19 protein-coding genes and 1 tRNA gene are annotated in these 19,152 nt (G+C 71.0%); 11 read left to right on the forward strand and 9 right to left on the reverse strand.

Features of this window, described 5'->3' with window-relative positions; translation table 11 throughout:
- The first annotated feature begins 120 nt into the window (after positions 1 to 120).
- Together ACWF41_RS16165 and ACWF41_RS16170 are read left to right on the forward strand one after the other, a co-directional pair.
- On the forward strand, positions 121 to 309 hold the full coding sequence (locus ACWF41_RS16165) for a hypothetical protein (RefSeq protein ID WP_380322112.1): 189 nt from the start codon (positions 121 to 123) through the stop codon (positions 307 to 309).
- A complete protein-coding gene (locus ACWF41_RS16170) occupies positions 306 to 1,061 on the forward strand; it encodes a hypothetical protein (protein ID WP_452182863.1) in 756 nt (251 codons plus the stop codon). Before ACWF41_RS16165 ends, ACWF41_RS16170 begins: the two co-directional genes overlap by 4 nt.
- Positions 1,062 to 1,242: 181 nt before the next feature.
- Here the strand turns inward: ACWF41_RS16170 and ACWF41_RS16175 are convergent, their stop codons facing one another.
- A complete protein-coding gene (locus tag ACWF41_RS16175) occupies positions 1,243 to 4,047 on the reverse strand; it encodes a DNA methyltransferase (protein WP_380324737.1) in 2,805 nt (934 codons plus the stop codon).
- 393 nt (positions 4,048 to 4,440) lie between these two features.
- Here ACWF41_RS16175 and ACWF41_RS16180 point away from each other — a divergent pair, with 393 nt between their 5' ends.
- On the forward strand, positions 4,441 to 4,914 hold the full coding sequence (locus ACWF41_RS16180; protein ID WP_380324734.1) for an NUDIX hydrolase: 474 nt from the start codon (positions 4,441 to 4,443) through the stop codon (positions 4,912 to 4,914).
- On the opposite strand, the gene ACWF41_RS16185 is transcribed toward ACWF41_RS16180, so the two are convergent.
- Positions 4,882 to 6,027, reverse strand: a complete 1,146-nt coding sequence (locus ACWF41_RS16185) for a hypothetical protein (protein WP_380324731.1) — start codon at positions 6,025 to 6,027, stop codon at positions 4,882 to 4,884. The two genes, ACWF41_RS16180 and ACWF41_RS16185, sit on opposite strands and share 33 nt — an antisense overlap.
- Positions 6,028 to 6,148: 121 nt before the next feature.
- Between ACWF41_RS16185 and ACWF41_RS16190 the strand changes: the two genes are divergently transcribed.
- Genes ACWF41_RS16190 through ACWF41_RS16215 form a run of 6 tightly spaced genes read left to right on the forward strand, consistent with a single transcriptional unit; the run spans position 6,149 to position 11,480 of the window.
- A complete protein-coding gene (locus tag ACWF41_RS16190; protein WP_380324728.1) occupies positions 6,149 to 6,595 on the forward strand; it encodes a plasmid replication, integration and excision activator in 447 nt (148 codons plus the stop codon).
- Positions 6,595 to 6,963, forward strand: coding sequence for a hypothetical protein (locus ACWF41_RS16195; protein WP_380324725.1), 369 nt, complete (start codon positions 6,595 to 6,597; stop codon positions 6,961 to 6,963). The genes ACWF41_RS16190 and ACWF41_RS16195 overlap by 1 nt, the downstream gene beginning before the upstream one ends.
- Positions 6,963 to 8,453: an FtsK/SpoIIIE domain-containing protein gene (locus ACWF41_RS16200; RefSeq protein ID WP_380324740.1), complete on the forward strand. Its 1,491-nt coding sequence runs from the start codon at positions 6,963 to 6,965 to the stop codon at positions 8,451 to 8,453. The genes ACWF41_RS16195 and ACWF41_RS16200 overlap by 1 nt, the downstream gene beginning before the upstream one ends.
- Positions 8,453 to 9,985: a replication initiator gene (locus tag ACWF41_RS16205; RefSeq protein WP_380324722.1), complete on the forward strand. Its 1,533-nt coding sequence runs from the start codon at positions 8,453 to 8,455 to the stop codon at positions 9,983 to 9,985. Before ACWF41_RS16200 ends, ACWF41_RS16205 begins: the two co-directional genes overlap by 1 nt.
- 46 nt (positions 9,986 to 10,031) lie before the next feature.
- Positions 10,032 to 10,259, forward strand: coding sequence for a helix-turn-helix transcriptional regulator (locus ACWF41_RS16210; protein ID WP_380324719.1), 228 nt, complete (start codon positions 10,032 to 10,034; stop codon positions 10,257 to 10,259).
- 3 nt (positions 10,260 to 10,262) lie between these two features.
- Positions 10,263 to 11,480 (forward strand): tyrosine-type recombinase/integrase, encoded by a 1,218-nt coding sequence (locus ACWF41_RS16215; RefSeq protein ID WP_380324716.1) that lies wholly within the window; start codon positions 10,263 to 10,265, stop codon positions 11,478 to 11,480.
- A gap of 66 nt (positions 11,481 to 11,546) precedes the next feature.
- Here the strand turns inward: ACWF41_RS16215 and ACWF41_RS16220 are convergent.
- From ACWF41_RS16220 to ACWF41_RS16245, 6 genes are all read right to left on the reverse strand, one after another.
- Positions 11,547 to 11,636 (reverse strand) — tRNA-Ser (locus ACWF41_RS16220).
- Positions 11,637 to 11,754: 118 nt separating this feature from the next.
- Positions 11,755 to 13,485, reverse strand: coding sequence for a glycosyl hydrolase family 18 protein (locus ACWF41_RS16225; RefSeq protein ID WP_380318315.1), 1,731 nt, complete (start codon positions 13,483 to 13,485; stop codon positions 11,755 to 11,757).
- Positions 13,486 to 13,591: 106 nt separating this feature from the next.
- Positions 13,592 to 14,047: a DUF6098 family protein gene (locus ACWF41_RS16230; RefSeq protein ID WP_380318312.1), complete on the reverse strand. Its 456-nt coding sequence runs from the start codon at positions 14,045 to 14,047 to the stop codon at positions 13,592 to 13,594.
- Between the two features lie 46 nt (positions 14,048 to 14,093).
- Positions 14,094 to 14,957, reverse strand: coding sequence for an SDR family oxidoreductase (locus tag ACWF41_RS16235; RefSeq protein ID WP_380318309.1), 864 nt, complete (start codon positions 14,955 to 14,957; stop codon positions 14,094 to 14,096).
- A 47-nt stretch (positions 14,958 to 15,004) separates the two neighbouring features.
- Complete coding sequence (locus ACWF41_RS16240) at positions 15,005 to 15,730, reverse strand: PAS and ANTAR domain-containing protein (RefSeq protein WP_380318306.1); 726 nt, start codon at positions 15,728 to 15,730, stop codon at positions 15,005 to 15,007.
- 117 nt (positions 15,731 to 15,847) lie between these two features.
- Positions 15,848 to 16,051 carry a hypothetical protein gene (locus ACWF41_RS16245; protein WP_380318303.1) on the reverse strand — a complete coding sequence of 68 codons (204 nt, stop codon included), beginning with the start codon at positions 16,049 to 16,051 and terminating at the stop codon, positions 15,848 to 15,850.
- A 230-nt stretch (positions 16,052 to 16,281) separates the two neighbouring features.
- Here ACWF41_RS16245 and ACWF41_RS16250 point away from each other — a divergent pair, with 230 nt between their 5' ends.
- Positions 16,282 to 16,848 (forward strand): DUF2231 domain-containing protein, encoded by a 567-nt coding sequence (locus ACWF41_RS16250; RefSeq protein WP_380318300.1) that lies wholly within the window; start codon positions 16,282 to 16,284, stop codon positions 16,846 to 16,848.
- Between the two features lie 49 nt (positions 16,849 to 16,897).
- Here ACWF41_RS16250 and ACWF41_RS16255 read toward each other — a convergent pair whose 3' ends face one another.
- Positions 16,898 to 17,566 carry a PAS and ANTAR domain-containing protein gene (locus ACWF41_RS16255; protein WP_380318297.1) on the reverse strand — a complete coding sequence of 223 codons (669 nt, stop codon included), beginning with the start codon at positions 17,564 to 17,566 and terminating at the stop codon, positions 16,898 to 16,900.
- 362 nt (positions 17,567 to 17,928) lie between these two features.
- Between ACWF41_RS16255 and ACWF41_RS16260 the strand changes: the two genes are divergently transcribed.
- Positions 17,929 to 19,125 carry an alcohol dehydrogenase catalytic domain-containing protein gene (locus tag ACWF41_RS16260; RefSeq protein WP_380318294.1) on the forward strand — a complete coding sequence of 399 codons (1,197 nt, stop codon included), beginning with the start codon at positions 17,929 to 17,931 and terminating at the stop codon, positions 19,123 to 19,125.
- The last annotated feature ends 27 nt before the right edge of the window (positions 19,126 to 19,152 follow it).

Below are 19,152 nucleotides of genomic sequence, written 5' to 3' on the forward strand. Positions count from 1 at the left end.
GCTGAGGAGCCTCATCCGGGCGGGAATTCACCCGACGACCCGGCGCGGACACGCCTGGCCCTCTGGCGAGTGTCGGACGGTACGTGCATCATGATGAACTCATCCGACCAGGAGGCCAGAGTGAGCGTCACACTGCTAACGCGGGATCAGGCAGTCGAGCGGCGGGCAGACTTGCTGAGCCGCCTTGGATTGACCGAAGAGGAGCTCATGGGCCGAGCGCGGCGTTACGAGCTCACGATCGCCGAGCGCGACGTTGCAGATGAAGTCGAGGGCTTGACGTACCTTCTCGGAGCAACCAGCGAGCAGTGACTTTCGATCCAGATGTGCAACTAGCGCACGAAGCCGAATGCTTCGCGTCAAGTTGCACATCACTGCTTAGCAGGGTGATTCTAACTCCCTGCCCTGAGTTTGTTGCGGATGGCATGCTCGGAAACGGCGTGTTCTTTGTTAAGCAGAAGGAATCCTCCATCCCGCTTGTTCGCACAGACGGGGAACTCGTCCTCTCCTTACAGGCCAAGTTCGACTGCCGCCTCGGTGGCAAAGATCGGCAAATGAAGACCCTCAAGTCGGAGATCAAGGTTTTTCCGGCGACGGATGGCCCGGCCCGACCGCTTGTGCGCTATGACTTTGTTGAGGACCCGATCGGCGACGTTCCGGCGGCCCACGTTCAGTTTCATGCACCACATCCTGAGCTCGAGCAAGCGATGACGCGTGCAGATGCTGGCACCCGGCGCGGCAAACAGCGAAAGAAGAGGGTTGACAGCGGCAAATCTCCCGAGGCCTCAGAACTGCATTTCCCGGTTGGGGGCAGGCGTTTCCGGCCATGCTTAGAAGACGTGCTTGAGGTCCTGATTGTCGAGTTCGGGATTCGATGTGTCGATGGCTGGCGAGATGCGCTCGCAGACTCGCGTGAGCGCTATCGCTCCATTCAGTTGCGAGCCGCCGTTCACGACTCGCCTCGCCACGCGATTCAAGAACTAGCGCAGATGGGGTACCGAATTGAGTGGACGGGCGAGGGTCAAGAGCCGACGGGGAATGCCGCCAGGATGCGCGAGATGTAGCTTCCTGCCGTCGGAGCGGGCACACCCTACTCGTTTGACTCCAGCGCTCTGCATGCAGGGACAATGCGGAGCGTTTCTTCAGCACTGTGTTTCTCCTGAGGAGGTGCAGACTGCGTCCGCGACCTGCACCATCGCCTGTCGGACTGGTGTCTTCGACGCGGCCCACGGGCGGTCGGCGTGGTCACGCCCGCTTGCTCCGGCGAGCCCTCGGTAGAGGGAGTGTTTCGGCCGCGGTGAGCTTCGCGTACGCCGAGAACAGCGCCGTTAGCCGAGCCTCATCGCTGACCGGCGCCGTAAGACCGAATGCTCGGTCGACGTGCGCATCGAGCGCGCGGTGGGCCTTCAGTAGTTCTGCTGCCATCGCGAGCGGGTTGTAGTGTTCGGCGAGCGACCGCTCGGGGTGCCGCTCGCGAGCAACGAGCACACCGCGACCCGCCTCGCAGATCGCCTCACGCCTCTTGGCGTCGACCGCGGGGAGCGGGAACGTGTTCCAAGTCAGGGTGTTCGCGAAGTTCGGATCGGATTTGATCCGGCCCCCGACAGCCTTCTGCCAGGTGATGAACATGGACGACGAGAGTATGGCGAACGCGAACCCGTCAGGGTCCTCGCACTTGTAGACCTTGTTTCCGGCGACGATGTCAGGACTGAGGTAGGCAACTGTCGCCCAGCGGCGCGACTCGGTGAATACCGACGGGATTCCGACGTAGGGAACGGTCGGTTGGGAACGCTGCCCGAAGAGGTACGGAGTCTGTGCCATCTCTCGTGTCGATGCCGCGGACGACTCACGACGGACGTCTGCCACCAGCTTCAGTCTGGTGCGAAGCACCTCAGACTTCGCAACGTCGGCCGGATCGAGGTCCTCCATCCACAGGCACCACCGCTTGAGGTCGTTGATGAACTCCTTGCCCATCAGGAATGGGCGAAGGTACTTCGCCGCGATCGGATCGGCGGCGACCTCCGCGTACTCATCGGGGGTGACCAACAAGTGGCCTCCATCGCGCGGCATGCTGCCCATCGACACGCTCGGAAGCCCAGACGCCAACGGCACGCGACGCTGCTCGACGAGGATGTTCGGTCCGTCAGCGAGGTAGGCGTTGATGCGCTGGGCGACCACGTGTCGAGTCGGTTCGCCCCGCAGCGCCTCGTAGTCGTAGAGCCAGGCGGGCCGGCGCGGGTGCTTGTCGAAGCCGATGATGACGCAGTGCACGGCCGCGGCGTCCGGGGCCTCGGACGTCCATGCGAAGGTGCGGTGAGCGAACTTGATGCGCCAGCCAGCGGCGAACACTGGTCCGAAGAGCGCGGGGACGGGCTCGCCTTGGGTGATCGAATTCGTCGAGACGAAGGCGAACTCGCCCTCGTACCCGGGCTGCTCGAACAGGGCGAGGGCCTTGGCGTACCAGCCGGTGACGTAGTCAAGTCGGCCGATGTCGTTGCGTCCCCACACGGTTCGAAGCTCGGTCGCTTGGGTGTCGCTGCGTGAGGCGTGCCCGAGGAACGGCGGGTTGCCCAGCACGTACAGGTGCTCGGAGGGCTCGACGACGGTCGCCCAATCGAGCGTGAGCGCGCTCTGCCCTGCCCGGATCGTGTCGATCTTGTTTAGCGGCAGGGTGTCCGGGCCCTGGCCGAGCGCGAGCTCCATAGCCTGATTCGCCTGGTGCTCGACGAGGTGCAGTGCCGTTGCCGCGATCCTGGCTGGCCAGTCGTCAATCTCGATGCCGTGGAAGCTCTCCAGGCGGACGGGAAGGTCCGCGACGTCGAACATCAGGGTGGCCTCGTGTCCGCGGACGCCGAGCTCTTGCAGCCGCGTGAGGACGGCGAGGTCGAGCGCGCGCATCTCGCGGTACGCGACAACGAGGAAGTTTCCGCATCCACACGCGGGGTCGAGGAAACGCATCCTGCCCATGTCACGACGCAGTTCTCGCAGCTTCTTTGCGTCGTGGAGCTGGTCCGTGTACCGCTGACGCAGCTCGTCGAGGAACATCGGGCCGATGAGCTTCAGGATGTTCGTCTCGGTCGTGTAGTGCTCTCCGAGCTCGCGTCGGGCCTTCTTGTCCTTCACTGCCTGGAACAGAGAGCCGAAGATCGCCGGCGAAATCGCGGACCAGTTGAACGTGCACGCGTCCAGCAGGCGACGTCGCATCGCTGCGTCGAAGGACGGGATGGGCAGGTTTTCGACGAACACGCCGCCGTTGACGTACGGGAAGCGGCCTACGAGCTCGTCGAGGTTCCGCTGGCGCCTGCCAGGGTCGGTCGCCATCACCTGGTAGAGGTGCGTCAACTGCGATCCGAGGTCGGAGCCGTCCTCGGAGGTACGGGTCGCGACGAACTCGTAGAACAGGTCCCGCTCCCACACACCAGCGTCGTCGGCGTAAAGCGCGAACAGCGTGCGCACGAGAAAGACGGATGCCTCGTGGTCGCCGTATCCGGAGCCCTCCAGGCCCTCCCACAGCTCGGCCATGATGCGCGCCGCCTTGACTGAGGCCTTCTCCTGGTCGGTCGAGCCGAACTGGCGCACGCCATAGCCGGCGAAGAACGCCATCCGCTCGGCGTTGGAGGGGAAGTCCGCGAGCGTGAACTCAACCGCGCCGGGCACGTCACCAGCGACTGCTTCGGCGTGGAGGTCGAGCAGTCGGAAGCGGCGGAAGTCGGAGGTGATGACCCACCGCGGCATCTCCGCGTCGCTGAGCGAGTCCAGGTAGTCGAGCGCTTGCTTCTCAGCCTCGACAAGATCCTTGCCAGCAGACTTCATCTCGATCGCCGCGACCCCTGGGACCAGTGCGTCGATGTAACCCCGGGCACCGCTCGAGGAACGCTTCGCGCGGAACTCATACAGCCCTGCGCGGGTCGCGGTGATGCCGTACACAGCGAGCAGGTCCCGCACGAACGACTGTGCCTCACCCCGCTCGTATCCCTCGGCGTCTCTCCAGTCATTGACGAACCCTGCAGCGCGTGTCCGGATCTCGTTCAGGGACGGGGGCTTCGGCATGGTCTGGAGGGTACTGCTGGCTGCGCCAAGAGGATGTCTGCCACACGCTTCTCCGTCGGCCCCGTTCAGCCGGTCTCCTGGCCCGGGTGCAAGGATGAGGCTATGGACGCGGGCGGTACTGAGCTCTGGAACACCACGGAGGTTGCCAAGTTTCTCGGCGTGAAACCGGGGACTGTGAGCGCGTACCGCCATCGTGGTCAGATGCCGGCACCGGCGCGGACAGTTGGGGCACGGACACACCTATGGGACGCGGCGACCATCCGAGCGTGGCGCGCGGAGCGCCGAGACGGTGCGGATGCTGAGACCAGTAATCCGCCTCGTAGGACGGACTCGCACGAGTGGTTGGTCCACGGTGAGCGTGACCTCTACTCGTCGGAGTGGGTGCGGCTCAGCATGGTCGATGTCGAGCCGCCGAGCGGCGGGCGCTTCGAGCACCACGTTGTGACGATGCGGCCGGCCGCGATGACTGCTGTTCTTGATAAGGAGGGTCGGCACGTCGGGCTGATCTGGCGCCATCGGTTCGCGCCCAATGTGTGGAACTGGGAGCTTCCCGGGGGGCTCGTCGATGACGGCGAAGATCCGGCGGAGGCCGCTCGCCGCGAGCTGGTCGAGGAGGTCGGACTGCGCGTCGAGGGACTCCGGCACCTGGTCACGTTCGAGCCGGTGATCGGGATGGTCCGGAGTCCGCACCACGTGTACGCCGCGACGGCCCTTGATGGCGCTTCGACTCCGACCGAACTCAACGAGGGGAGCGGGCTGCAGTGGATCGCCCTCGACTCGATCCGCCGGCGCATCGAGGACGGTGAGGTCCAGAATTCGGGAACCCTCGTGGCGCTACTGCACTTGCTCGCCTTCGGCACCGAGTAGCGCCAGGATGCGGGAGCGCTGACGCTTCGATCCGGTCGCGGAAGACAACTTGGACGCGTGTTGCGCGTGGTGGCGTGCTGCGTCGGCTTGCCTGGCAACCGTGTAGGCAGTTGCCAGGTCAGCATGGAGGCCCGCCGCGGCTCGGTTGAAATCGGGGTCGAGCCGGCTCAGAGCGTCGTTGAGGACCTGTATCGCCTCCGGATGCCCGAGCCGGGCGAGGCAGCTCCCGCGCCATCGGGCGAGATGTGCGGAGTCCAGAACAACGAACGGGACGTCGTCGCCGTCGAGGGCTTCAGCGGCCCGGTCGAGAAGGCCAAGCGTCGTCGATGTGTCGCCGGCTGCCGCGTGCGCCTCGGCCTCCGCCGCGAAGAGCCAGGACCGAACCACGCCCGGAACGCTTGTGCCGGCCATCTGGCGCGCCGCTTCGAACTGCTTGATCGCCCTCGACGTCCTACCGGCGTCGAGCAACGCGTATGCCTGCTGAGCGGTCACGTGGGCGGCGACGGCGTTGTCTCCGGCCTCGGCGGCCAGAGCTCGGGCTAGGTTGTGCAGGCGCCACGAATCGGAGGCCCTCCCGAGGTCGAGTGCCAGCCATCCCGCAAGTGCGGCGGCCTCGGCGCCAGTTGTGGCCATCCCTTCTCGGACGGCTCCGAACTCTGCCCACTGAACGAGGTCAGCCACGTTATGTGCGTGCGCTTCAGCCTGTCCGAGCAGCCTTCGGGCGCCCAGGCGACGATCCAGGACGCGGAGGCTCTGGGTCTGCATTTCGAGCCGGTCGACGAGCTCGGCGTCCACCACTGACGATTCTGCCCGGGCGAGCAAGTCCAGGAATTCGTCTGGGGAGTCGCTCCGTGTATTGACCTGCGCTACTCCGAAGGTCCGCGCGAGCAATGCGGCGTACTCGTCGCTTGGCCTCCGCTCGCCGTTGACCCACAGTCGGATCATCCGTTTCAGGCTGTCGTCCCCGGGCAGCTTGGCGCCGTCAGTGGCTGCGGTCCGTCGCATGGCCGCGATGAGGCGCGAACGGCTCCAGCCGCGCGCTGCGCACATCGCCCCGATGTCGAGCGAGTCCCCTCCGAGTCCCCCGGAGTCCTCTGCCGTGGTCGGTTCCACCTTGCCCAGTCTGTATCAGGCAGTGCTGGTCGGCAGCACTTGCACCCTACAGACACAGTCTGTACGGTCGACCTAGGCAGATACAGAGTGTGTCTGTAGAAATCGCGAAGGAGTGGGCACGATGGCGATGCAGAAGCGATTCCCCGTCGATCACGCGATGGTCTTCCCCAACGGCGCTTTCCTCCACGGTGAGGTCACGGCGGTGGCGGACTTCAACGCTCCTGCCGGGCCGGAGGGCCAGCGTCCGCAGCAGCGAGACAAGGACACCGACCTGCCGCTGTGGCAGTGCGTCGTGATCGACGGCGACGAGGAGGCCGGGCGGCGGGACATCGGCGTGACGGTGAAGATCGCGGCGAAGTACCAGCCGGTGCCGCCGGAGAACAAGTCCCCGATGCCGTGGACGCCGGTGGAGTTCGTCGGCCTGACGGCGCTGCCGTACGTGGACGATAACGGCACCCGTCCCCGCATCGCCTGGTCCTTCCGAGCCAGCGACCTGGTCGCTCCCGGGCAGGGCCGCACCGAGGCGAAGCCGCCCGAGGCCAAGGCCGAGTCCAAGGCGGCGGCCTGATGTCCACGCCCGTGAGCGGTGGGCTCGCGCCTGCGGAGCTGCTGCAGGTCGCTGGGGACCTGGTCGAGTGGGTCGGCGGCCGGGTCGGGTACCTCGCCCTCGGACGCACCTGCGTGAGTGTGCATGTCGACTCCCAGGAAGATGCCGAGCACCTGGCCCGCCTGCTGTCGCTGGGCGAGGTGACCGAGTACCCGCCCGAGGAGCACGCCCGAGGGTTCACGGTCTGGTCCTCGATGTCCGGGGTCGAGCCCCGGTTCGCGGTGCACTATGCCGGCGAGCTCGTCCGACCGGTGCGCGCGTTCCCTCCGGTCGAGCCGTGGTGGGACGACCTCGACGACCGTCCGACCGGTGGGGCGGAGGCGGCGTGATGGACGCGCTCGGCATGGCGTGGGTCGTCATCCGGACGGTCGCGGGTGCGGTGTGGCACCTGGTCTGGTGGACGCTGCGGTCCTGGCGGCTGCTGCTGGCCTGCGTCGTGCTGGGCAACGTCCTGCTCATCCTCGATCACCGCCTCGCCGGCTACGCGGTGATGTGGTGCGTCCCGGCGTTCTGCCTGCTGCGCGCGGTCTGGTCAGTCGCACACCCACTGTCCTATGAGGCGGTACTCGGCGGGCCGATCCGGCGTCGCGGGTGGCGTCGGTACTTGCGCAAGCAGTGGCCGAAAATCGCCGACCGTTGCGGCCTGGCGACCTCGGACTCCGACGACGGGGCACGGGTGATCCCCCTCCTGCGCCGTGTGCGCACCTCGGGGAACACGCTCACCTTCCGGGTCCGCCCCCGCGTGGGACACACCGTGGACGACGTCGCGGCCGCGGCCGAGGCCATCGCGACGTCGGTCGGAGCCGAAGCGGTCGAGACCCAACGGATCGGCGGCGGGTGGCTCGAACTGTCGCTCACGATGCGCGAGCTGCTGCACGTGCCGACCCTGCCGGTGATCCCGTCCGCGATCGAGACCGGCGCGGTCACCCTCGGTCGCACCGCCGACGGGTCACTGTGGCGTCTCGACCTCGCGGCCCGGCACACCCTCGTCGTGGGCCGCTCCGGGTCGGGGAAGGGGTCGATCTTCTGGGGCATCGCTGGGAACCTCGCCCCGGCCTCGCACGCCGGGATGGTAGAGCTGTGGGGCGTCGATCTCAAGGGCGGCGTCGAGGTCTCGGTGGGGGTGCCGATGTTCTCCCACGTTGCCATGAACGAGCCAGACGCGGTCCGGCTCCTCGGCGACTTGCACCGCGTGATCGTCCACCGGCAGAGCCTCATGCGTGGCCTGGCGCGCACGTTCACCCCTTCACCGGGCGATCCCGTGCACGTGCTGATGATCGACGAGCTCGCCGTGCTGACCGCCTACGCCTCCAAGGACGTCGTCAACGAGGCCGCGACCCTGTTGAAGCTGATCCTGACCCAGGGGCGTGCGTTCGGGGTCATGGTCGTGGCGTTCGTGCAGGACCCGCGCAAGGAGACCGTGGGCATGCGCGACCTGTTCACCCAGACCATCGCGCTGCGCCTCGCGTCGGCGTCGGAGACGCGCATGGTCCTCGGAGAGGGCATGGCTGCCGCGGCGCCCGCCCACCACGTTGCGACCACGATGCCCGGCGCCGGGTACCTCGTCGGAGACGACGGCCACGTCGAGCGCGTACGCGCGGACTACTGGGCCGACGACTTCATCCGCATGGTCGCCGCCACCTACCCCGCACCGCCCGCGCCCCCGCTGCCCGCCGAGTCCGAGGCGGGCTCCCCCGTGGGCGATGACGTCCCAGCGGAGGCCCCGGGCGAGACCGTGGAGACGGCGCCGCGTCCGCGCACGCCGCGCAAGCGGTCCCCTCGCAGGTCGACCGTCGAGCGGGATGCCGAGGTCGCCTGATGAACGCGGCCACGACGACGGCTGAGGGCTTCTGGGGGCATTCCCCCGAAGTCCCCCTCGACCTGGCCGACCTCACCGACGTGCAGGCCGCTGGAATCGTGGCCCGCCTGCGCGACCGCACGGCGGGAGCCTTCGCCGAAGCCGCCGCCCGCACTGGCTACTGCTCCCACCCCGTCCGGTTGCAGGGCACCTCGACGACGATCGACGCGGCGACGGGTGAGGTGCTGTCGCAGTTCAGCTCCGCCGACACCCCGCTCGGCACCCTGTACCGGGCATGTGGCAACCGGCGCGAGTCCGTCTGCCCCGCCTGCTCCCGCGTCTACGCCCGCGACACGTTCGAGATGATCCGCACCGGCCTGCTGGGCGGCAAGACCGTCCCCGACACCGTCGCGGACAACCCGCTCGTCTTCGCCACCCTCACCGCACCGTCGTTCGGGCGCGTCCACGGCACCGGAGGCAAGCACGGCGGCGGACGCTGCCGCCCCCACGGCATCGGCGTCTGCCCGCACGGTCGCCCGCGCTCGTGCACCGCCCAGCACTCCGACACCGACCCCCTCGTGGGTGGGCCGCTGTGCGACGCCTGCTACGACTGGCACTCCGCTGTCGTGTGGCAGTGGCACGCCCCCGAGCTGTGGCGCCGCTTCACCATCGCCCTGCGCCGCCAGGTCGCCGACCGCCTCGGCGTCCGCGAGTCCGCCCTGCGCGACGTCGCGTCGGTTCAGTTCGCCAAGGTCGCCGAGTACCAGGTGCGCGGCCTCGTGCACTTCCACGCCCTCATCCGTCTCGACGGACCAGATGGGCCCGGCTCCCCCGCACCCTTGAATGGCGAGACCCTGGCCCAGGCTGCCAGGGACGCCGCACGGGCTGTCGTGGTCACCGCTCCCCCGGTCGACGGCGGCGACGTCCCGCGCGTGCTGCGCTTCGGCAAGCAGCTCGACGTGCGGTGCGTGCGCTCCGGCGTGCCGGACAACGACGACGGCACCGACGACCTGCGCCCCGAACAGGTGGCCGGCTACCTCGCGAAGTACTCGACCAAGGGAACCGGAGCCGACCCGTCCGCCCCGCGACCGCACCACCAGCGCCTCATCCGCACCTGCCGCTGGCTCGCGGAACGCGCTCGTACCGCGTGCCGAGGGCTCGCAGGCCCGGACCCCGAGGACGACGACGGCTGCCTGTGCGGGCAGTGCGCCGACAGCCCCTACCGGCTGCTGACCAAGTGGGCGCACATGCTCGGCTTCCGCGGCCACTTCTCCAGCAAGTCCCGGCGGTACTCCATCCCCCTCGGCCGGCTCCGCCGAGCCCGCGCACGGTTCCAGAAGCTCAAGGCCGACGCCGACCGCGACGGCACCCCGATGGACACCGCCGACCTCGAGAACCGCCTGCTCGCCGACGACGAAGGCACGACGCTCGTCATCGGGCACTGGACGTACGCCGGAACCGGCTGGACCAACCCGGGAGACAAGGCCCTCGCCGACGCCGCTGCCGCCCGTGCCCGCGAGTACGCCCAGTGGAAGGCCAGCCGTACCGCATGACCCGCAACGACGAGGGACAGAAGAACGGACACGGGAGGGAATTGCAATGAGCACCACGAGCGTGAACCAGATCGACAGAGCGACCACCCGTCGGCGCCTGATGACGCCGGACGAGCTCGCCGAGTACCTGGGCGTGAGCCTGCACTGCGTGTACGCGTGGTCGAGCCGCGGCGGTGGGCCGAACGTGGTCCGCGTCGGCGCCCGCCTGCGCTATCGGCCCGACGACGTCGAGGCGTGGCTGGACCGGGTCACCGACGACCACGCGGTGGGCTGACCGATGCCTCGCAAGCCCATCGAGCCGGGACGCTGGGGGCAGATCCGCCGCCGTGAGATCTCCCCCGGCGTCTGGCGGGCGCAGGCGCTGTACCGCGACTTTGCCGGCGTGCTCCACAAGTACGAGGCCCGCGGACCGTCCGGTGCTGCGGCGCAGCGTCGCTTGGAGGACAAGCTGCACCGTTCGAGCGCGGACGGTACGACCAGCGGTGGCGCCGCCATCACGCCGGAGTCCCGGATGACGGTCGTCTTCGACCAATGGGTCTCAGAGAAGCGGGTCGAGGGGCAGATCACGCCGCAGTCGCTCACGACGTACCTCGGCGTGCTGGAGCGGGACCTGCGTCCGGCGTTCGGCGCACTGCGAGTTCGGGAGGTGACTCCGGTCGCGGTGAACCGGGTGCTCATGGCGCTGAGCGCGGCGCGGAAGTTCGACACCGCCCGGCAGGCTCGCAACGTGCTGTCGCAGGTGATGATGATGTGCGTCCGGTACGGGGCGGCGCCGTTCAACCCGGTGCGGGACGCCGTGACGGTGCGCAAGCCTCGACGCGACGAGGTCCGCGCCCTCGGGCTGGAGGACATCGCCCTGCTGCGCAAGGCCGTCCGCGAGTGGGAGAACCGCCCCGCGCTCCCTCGCGGTCGGCGGAACATCACGCTGCTGCCGCAGATCGTGGACACGATGCTCGGCACCGGGCTGCGGATCGGTGAGTGCCTGGCGCTGCGGGAGGCGGACCTCGACCTCGAGGCTCTGATCCCGACGCTCACCGTGACGGGCACCATCGTCCGCGTCGAGGGGCGGCTGCTGCGGCAGTCCAAGCCCAAGTCGGACACGTCGCGCCGCACGATCACGCTGCCGGCCTTCGTCGTCGCCGCCATCACCGAGGCGCTGGACCTCGGGCTCGACGGCGGTCCGGACGACCTCGTGTTCCCGTCGACCAACGCCACGCCGCGCGCACCGAGCCGGATCCGCGACCAGCTCCGCGACGCGCAGGCCGCCATCGGAACCAAGGTCACGCCGCACGACTTCCGCCGCACCGTCGCCACCCAGGTCGCCAACTCGACCACCATCGCGAACGCGACCGCGCTGCTCGGTCACGCCGACGAGGGCACCACCGTGCGGCACTACGTGAAGCGGACCCACGTCGCCCCGGACCTGCGGACGGTGATCGACCAGCTCGTCACCCAGGCGTCGACGTCGGGCGTCCCGGAAGGGAAAACGGAGTGAAAAGGGAGTACGGGAAACGACGAAGGACCCCACAGCCGCAGGAATGTGCGGGTGGGGCCCTTCGGGTGGCGGTAGCGGTGGGATTTGAACCCACGGTGGACTTTCACCCACACACGCTTTCGAGGCGTGCTCCTTAGGCCGCTCGGACACGCTACCTCGCCGGTCGGACCGGCCCACCGAGGATACCCAATGGATCGGCAGACTCGAAATCCGGACGGCGGCGGGCGGGACGGACCGCCCGCCGCCGTCGGTTCAGGGGGTCAGGCGCACGGGGTCAGACGCAGGGCGCGCCGGCGTCCCAGGCGCCGGTCACGTCGGTGCCGGGGCGCTCGCCCTTGGCGTACCAGAGCGCCGTGTGGTTGACGCCGGCGCGGGAGACGACGTCGCCCTTGCGGTAGACGGTGCCCGCGTCCCACGCGGGGGCGCAGTCGGCGGCCGCGGGGGCCGGGACGGTGCCGCGGGGCCCGATCTCCTCCCACGGTCCCTGCTTCTTCGTGACGGCGCCGGGCTCCTCGGCGCGCGTCCACCAGCGGGCGCGGTACTCGACGCCGTCGTGCGCGACGACGTCGCCCTTGGTGTAGACGCCGGTGGCGTACCAGGGGTCCGCGCCCTCGCCCACGACCTGCGGGCCGGGGGTGGCGGCACGGAAGGTGCCGGCGAGCGCCGACCCGAGCTGGTTGCGATAGTCGCCCGCGATGTCCCAGAAGTAGGCGCCACCGAAGCCGTTCTCGGCGAGCCACTCGGCCTTGGCGGTCACGGAGCGCGGGGTGTCGAGGCTCCACCACTGGTCGCCGTCATACCGGTAGCCGGCGGCGGCGGCCTCGTCGTAGTACTCGCGGCCGACGTCGTGCAGCGCGGAGTAGTTCTTCTGCCCGAGGGAGCCGGTCGCGGCGGCGCCCGGGGTCGCGTCCTTCACGCCCTCCCAGCCGTACCCGTACGCGGCCATTCCGAGCACGAGCTGGTCGCCGTCGTACCCGGCGGCGCGGTAGGCGCCCAGCAGGCCGTCGGCGGCGAGGCCCCAGTTCGCCGACGACCCGTCCGGGTTGCTGTACGGGTGCAGGTTGCCCTGGTGGCCCGTCTGCGTGGCGGCCCACGGCCCGGTGTAGTCGTAGCCCTGCACGTTGAGGAAGTCGACGACGGCCGCGAGGCGCGGGTCGTCCCAGCCGCCCTGCGTGCGCGGCGCCCAGCCCGCGGGCGCGAAGCCGGTCAGCAGGTAGTGGTCGCCGGTGTCGGCGGTGCGCTCGTCGAGCTTGGCGCGGAACAGCTCCATGAGCGCGAGGAAGTTCTCCTTCTCGACGTCCGGGTACGTGGGCGCGTGCTCGCCGTCGGCGGCGGGCCACTCCCAGTCGATGTCGAAGCCGTCGAAGATGCCGGCCGCGACGCCGGCGCCGCCCTGCGCCCCCACCTGGGGCAGGTTGCCGTCGAGGTAGGTGTCGATGCAGGAGTCGACGAGGCGCTCGCGCGACTCGGCGGTCAGCGTCGCTTCGGCGAAGTTGTCGGACCAGGTCCACCCGCCCAGCGAGATCATCACCTTCAGCCCGGGGTAGGCGGCCTTGAGCTTGCGCAGCTGGTTGAAGTTGCCGGCGAGCGCCTGGTCGGCGGAGTCGGCGACGCCGTCCACGGAGTCCTCGGCGTCGACGATCCGCAGGTAGTCGTTCTGCGGGTCACCCTCGGGCCCCTCCGTCCCCTGCGCGTCGGTGATGTCGCAGACGAGGTCCGACGTGACGTTGCCGAACGCGTACGTGAGGTGCGTGAGGTCGGCTGCGGCGCCGGTGCGCGCCAGGTCGGCCACCTCGTAGTCGTGGGTCTCGGTGGCCCAGGCCGGGTAGTAGCCGAGGGTCTTGTAGCCGTTGACGCCGTCGGCGTCGTGCGCGGACGCCCCGCTCGCGGTGGGCGACGACGGCGCGGGCGCGGCGGACGCCCCGGCGGCGGTGAGCCCGACGACGGCGACGGCCGCGACGAGCGTGAGGGCGCCGTGGCGGCGCGGGGACGGTCGGTGTCTCATCGGGAGCCTCGTTGCTTCCTCCGGGCGCACCCGGATACGGGTTTGTTCGGGCTCCTGCACAATACCGTGGCCGTCAGCCAGTGACCAGCCCCTGCCCAGGTCAGCGCTACCGCGCCGGGGTGCCGTCGTCCCCCCGGTCGAAGGCGCGCGCGTACAGCTCGGCCGCCTCGTCGACGACGGCGCGGTCCACGGACGCGACCGGGACCGTCCCGACCAGCAGCGGCTCGCAGTCCGGCCCGCGGCCCGCCACCGTCCCGGTGAGCACCCACGGGAAGCGCTCCGGCGTCATGAGGTGCGCGTACTGGCAGAGCTGCCGCGCGACCCAGTGCTCGGGCGGCCGGTCCCACCAGGGCTCCGGGTCCAGGGGGTTCACACTCAGGCCGGGCAGGAGGCAGCCGCTCTCGTGGTCGCGGCTCTCGGCCGCCTCGTCCGCCTCCGGCCCGGCGCTGAACCGCACGTACAGGGGCGCGCCGACACCGAGCAGCTCGACGACCTCCCGCAGCGACCGCAGCCGCGGGACGTCGTCGAGCGAGCGCGGTGTGCCCGCCGGATGCAACGCCATCCGACCTCCTCGACCGACAGACCCGACCGACCGGCGGGCCGGCGACTCAGAACACCGGCTTGCCGCCCGTCACCCCGAGCACGGTGCCCGAGACGTAGCTCGCGTCCCGCGGCGAGGCGAGGAACACGAACGCCGGGGCGACCTCACCGGGCTGCCCGGCGCGGCCGAGCGGGGTGTCCTGGCCGAACTTCTGCACCTTCTCCTCGGGCTGCGTCGCCGGCTGCAGCGGGGTCCAGATCGGGCCCGGCGCGACGGCGTTCACGCGGATCCCCCGCGGCCCCAGCTCGGCGGCCAGGTTCACCGTGAGGTTGTTGATCGCCGCCTTGGTCGACGCGTAGTCGAGCAGCGACGTCGACGGCTCGAACGCCTGGATCGACGAGTTGTTGACGATGCTCGACCCCGCGCCCAGGTGCTTCAGCGCCGACTGCGTGATCCAGAGCAGCGCGTAGAGGTTCGTCTTCAGCACGCGGTCGATCTCGTCCGTGGTGACGTCCTCGACGGACTCGCGCCGCGCCATCTGGAACCCCGCGTTGTTCACCACGACGTCGAGGCCGCCGAGCTGCTCCACCGCCCGGTCGGGCAGGGCCCGCGCCGTCGCCTCGTCCGTGATGTCGCCGGGCAGCAGCACCACGACGCGGCCCGCCTCCCGGACCCAGCGCGCCGTCTCCTGCGCGTCGTCCTCCTCCTCGGGGAGGTAGCCGATAGCGACGTCGGCGCCCTCGCGCGCGAAGGCGATCGCCACGGCGCGCCCGATGCCGGAGTCCCCGCCGGTCACCAGGGCCCGCAGGCCCTCCAGGCGGCCCGAGCCGCGGTAACTGCCCTCACCGTGGTCGGGCGTGGGGTCCATCGCGCCGGTGAGCCCGGGCGGGTCCTGCTGCTGGGCGGGGAACGACTGCGGTTCGTCGGCCATGCTGACCTCCTCGGTCGTGCGGTGCTGGGTCGGTCGTCGCGGTGGCGTCACGCGGCGCGACGACGGGCGAGCTGCGGCTCGTGCACGTGCGGACGCTTGGCCGGCTTGACCTCGTCGAGCGCCTCGCGCACGCCCTCCTTCGCGCGCCGCCCGAACCCGTCGGCCTTCGCCAGGTGGGCCATCATCTGGGTCGCGGCCTCGCGCAGGGTGGCGCCCGTCGCGCCCGCGGCCTCGGTGAGCATGCTCTCCGCCTGCTCGTCGGTCACCCCGTGGACGGCCATGAGCACGCCCTTGGCACGCTCGATGGACGCGGCGGAGACGAACGCGCTGTCGATCGCGCGCCGCACCTCACGCTGCACCGCCTCGCGCTGGACCGGGGTGACGTCGACGACGTACCCGGCCACCTCGGACGCGCCGACGTCCCGGCTCCGGCGGGCCTGCGCCGTGAACAGGAGGGTGCGGGTGCGGCCGTGCGCGTCCACGATGCGGCGGGCGGTCGTCACCGGACCGCCCAGGGCCAGCGTGCGGACGGCGTCCCGCACCACGCGCTCGCGCTCATCCGGGTGCAGGCGGCCCTCCAGGGTCGCGGCGCCCGGTTCGAGCTCGCCCGGCTTGTGCCCGAACATCACGTCGACCTCGTCGGACCACCACCAGCGCCCGGAGGCAGGGTCGGCCCGGTAGCTGCCGGTCAGCAGGTTGGTCCCGACCGCGAGCGCCTCGACGACCTGCTCCGCGGTGGGATGGTCGGAGTCGGCGGGAGTCGTTGTCGTCATCATGACCTCCGGATGAAGAAGGGAGGGATGGTGCCGCTTCCTGACGCCGGTCCTCACGCTAGCCCCACGGCCGGGAGTCGTCCACACGTCGTGGCCCGCGGCCTCGCCGGTATGGCATCACCCGGCGTCGAAGCGCTCCTCGCCCTCCGCGTCGGGGTCGTCCTTCGGCTTCTCGCCCGGCACGGCACCGACGTCCGCGGCGCGGCCGTCGTGCACCGCGCGCTCGCGCTCCGCCTGACGACGCGGGTCGTCCGGTCGGGACGCGTCCTCCCTGCGGTCCTCGCCGTCCGTGCGGTCCTGGTGTGCGGGGTTCTCGCTCATCGTCACTCCTCGCTCGCGGTGTCGTGCGGCACCGGGCGCTCGCGGCGCGGCACTCGAGGGGGCGGCCGTTGCTGGACCTCCCGCCACCGTAACGCGGGGCAAGCGCGGCCACCCGGGGCACCGGGACGTGCGGCGAGCAACCGGCGCGCGCCCTACCGTCGTGGCGAGGCGTCGAGTCAGGGCGCCTCGGCCGACGTCGCGACCGGCACGGTTCGCCACGAGGAGGCATGATGCCCGCCCACTCGACCGCACCTCCGACCGCCCGACCGCTGCCGCGCCTGGCCGCGCGGCTGGAGCACGCCGCGCGCCTCGACCCGCTGGCCGGGCTGTACGAGCGGATCTCGCGCACCGTCGTCCCCGCCCCGAGCCGCGTCCGTGACGAGCTGCGCGGCCGGTCCGTCGGGCACCCGCTGCACGGCGTGCTCACCGACCTGCCGATCGGGCTGTGGGCCGGCGCGGCCGCGCTCGACCTGACCCGCCCGCCGGGCCACACCGGCGCCGCCCGCCGCCTGGTCGCCCTCGGGCTCCTCGCGGCGCCGCCGACCGCCCTCACCGGCCTCGCCGATTACGGGGCGCTCAGCGCGCCGGGGAGGCGCGTGGCCGCCCTGCACGCCACGTGCAACGGGATCGGGACCCTCCTGGCCCTCGCGTCGTGGCGGGCACGACGCGCGGGCAGCGACGGCCTGGGCACCCTGCTCACCCTGGCGGGCCTGGGGGCCGTCGGGGTCGGCGGCTACCTGGGCGGCCACGTGGCGCAGGCGATGCGCGAGCCGCGCCACGTCCCCGGCGCCGCCTGACGACCGGCCCGCACGGCGCCGGCCCGCCCGCAGGCCCGCGCGACGACGGTCAGCGAGGCTCGGTCGGGGACTCGGGCCGGTTCGTCAGCAGGTCGGCCAGCGCCTCGGCGACGACGCGCATGTCGCCGTTGCTCGCGGCGGCCAGCGCCACGACGCGTGCGGAGACGTCGCGCAGGGGGACGTTCGAGTGGTTCGACGCCTCACGCAGCCAGGCGAAGGCGCCCTCGAGGTCCGTGCGCATCGCGCACATGACGATCGCCTTGGCCTGCTCGATCGCTGCGCGGTTCTCCGCGGAGGCGCGGATGCTCGCCGTCGCCCGCACGTCGGCGATGCGCGCCACGGCGGGGGTCACGTCGGTGAAGAAGCCGACGAGCTCGCAGACCACGCCCGTCGCGTCCGTGCGACCCTCCCCCACGACCGCCAGGGTCCGCTCGTCGCCGTGCGCGTCCATGATGCGGTGGACGCTGCTGAACGGCTCGCCCGTCGCGCACGCCCGGCGGAGCACCTGGCTCACGCGGTCCCGGTCGTCGGGGTGCTTGTGCGCCAGGATGAGCTCCGTGGTCGGCACGACGTCGCCCGGCTCGAAGCCGTGGATGCGGAACGTCTCGTCCGACCACCACCACCGGCCCGTCGCGAGGTCGTGGCGGTACCTGCCCACCGGGTGGCTCGCGCCGAGGGCGAGCGTGCCCTCGATGTCCCACGATGTGGTGTCGGTCATGTGGATCCTCCCGTCGTGGCATACGCCGCTCGAGGTGAGCCGCCTCATGACTCCCCTCGACCGTAGCCCCTTCGTCCGCGGAGGGACAGCGCGGTCGCCCCACCTGGCCCTCCGGCGGGCGCGCTGGCGACCAGGCGCGATCGACGTGACGATCGTCGGTGCGGCCCCCGTTCGCGGGAACCGCGGGCCGGATGTCCAGCAGCGCGGCACCCGGTTCTCCCCACCGGGCGCCACGCCCCCGCAGGTGGGACGCCCGGGCCGCCCGCGCCGGGTGAGCACGGGCGGGCGGTGGTTCACTGGCGGCGTCGGTGCAGCAGCCCGCCGGCCGAGGGGCGGTCGTCCCCACGGCGAGAGGAACCCCGGTGCGCGCACTGACATGGCAGGGACGGGAGCACGTGAGCGTGGAGGACGTCCCCGACCCCGGGGTCGTGGAGCCTACCGACGCCGTGATCCGGGTGACGTCGACGGCCGTCTGCGGGTCGGACCTGCACCTGTACGGCGTGCTGGGGATGTTCCTCGACGCCGGCGACGTGCTGGGGCACGAGGCGATGGGGATCGTCGAGGAGGTAGGCGGCGACGTCGAGGGCCTCGACGTCGGCGACCGTGTGGTCGTGCCCTTCGGCATCGCCTGCGGCCGCTGCTGGATGTGCACCCGCGGGCTGCAGAGCCAGTGCGAGACGACCCAGGTTCACGAGCACGGCAAGGGCGCGGCCCTGTTCGGGTACACCCGCCTGTACGGCCAGGTGCCCGGCGGGCAGGCGCAGTACCTGCGCGTGCCGCAGGCGCAGTACGGCCCGGTCCGGGTGCCGGACGACGGCACCCCCGACGAGCGCTGGCTCTACCTGTCCGACGTCCTGCCCACCGCGTGGCAGGCGGTGGAGTACGCGGACGTGCCGGACGGCGGCAGCGTCGTGGTGCTGGGCCTCGGGCCGATCGGCCAGATGGCGGCCCGGGTCGCCAGGCACCGCGGCGCCGACGTCGTGATCGGCATCGAGCCCGTGCCCGAGCGTCGCCTCGTCGCGCAGTGCCACGGCGTCATCACGTTCGACCCCGGGGCGCCCGGCGTCCGCACCGCCGTCCGCGACCTCACCGACGGCCGCGGCCCCGACGCGGTGATCGACGCGGTCGGCATGGAGGCGCACGGCTCGCCGCTGGCGGAGACCGCGCAGAAGCTGGTGGGGCTGCTCCCCGACGCCGTCGCCGCGCCGCTGACCGAGCGCGGCGGTACCGACCGGCTCGCGGCGCTGCTGGCGGCGGTCGCGCTGGTCCGACGCGGCGGCACCGTGTCGCTGTCGGGGGTGTACGGCGGGGCGAAGGACCCGCTGCCGCTCATGCAGATCTTCGACAAGCAGCTCACCCTGCGCTCGGGCCAGGCGAACGTCCGCCGCTGGACGGACGACCTGCTGCCCCTGGTGTCGGACCCCGCCGACCCCCTCGACGTGCTCGGCCTGCGCACCCACCGGCTCCCGCTGGAGGACGCGCCCGAGGCGTACCGCGCGTTCCAGCGCAAGGAGGACGGCTGCATCAAGGTCGTCCTCGACCCCTGGGCCGCCTCCTGACCGGCACCGCCCGGGCAGCTCCGCCGC

Source organism: Isoptericola sp. NPDC055063, from assembly GCF_053608125.1.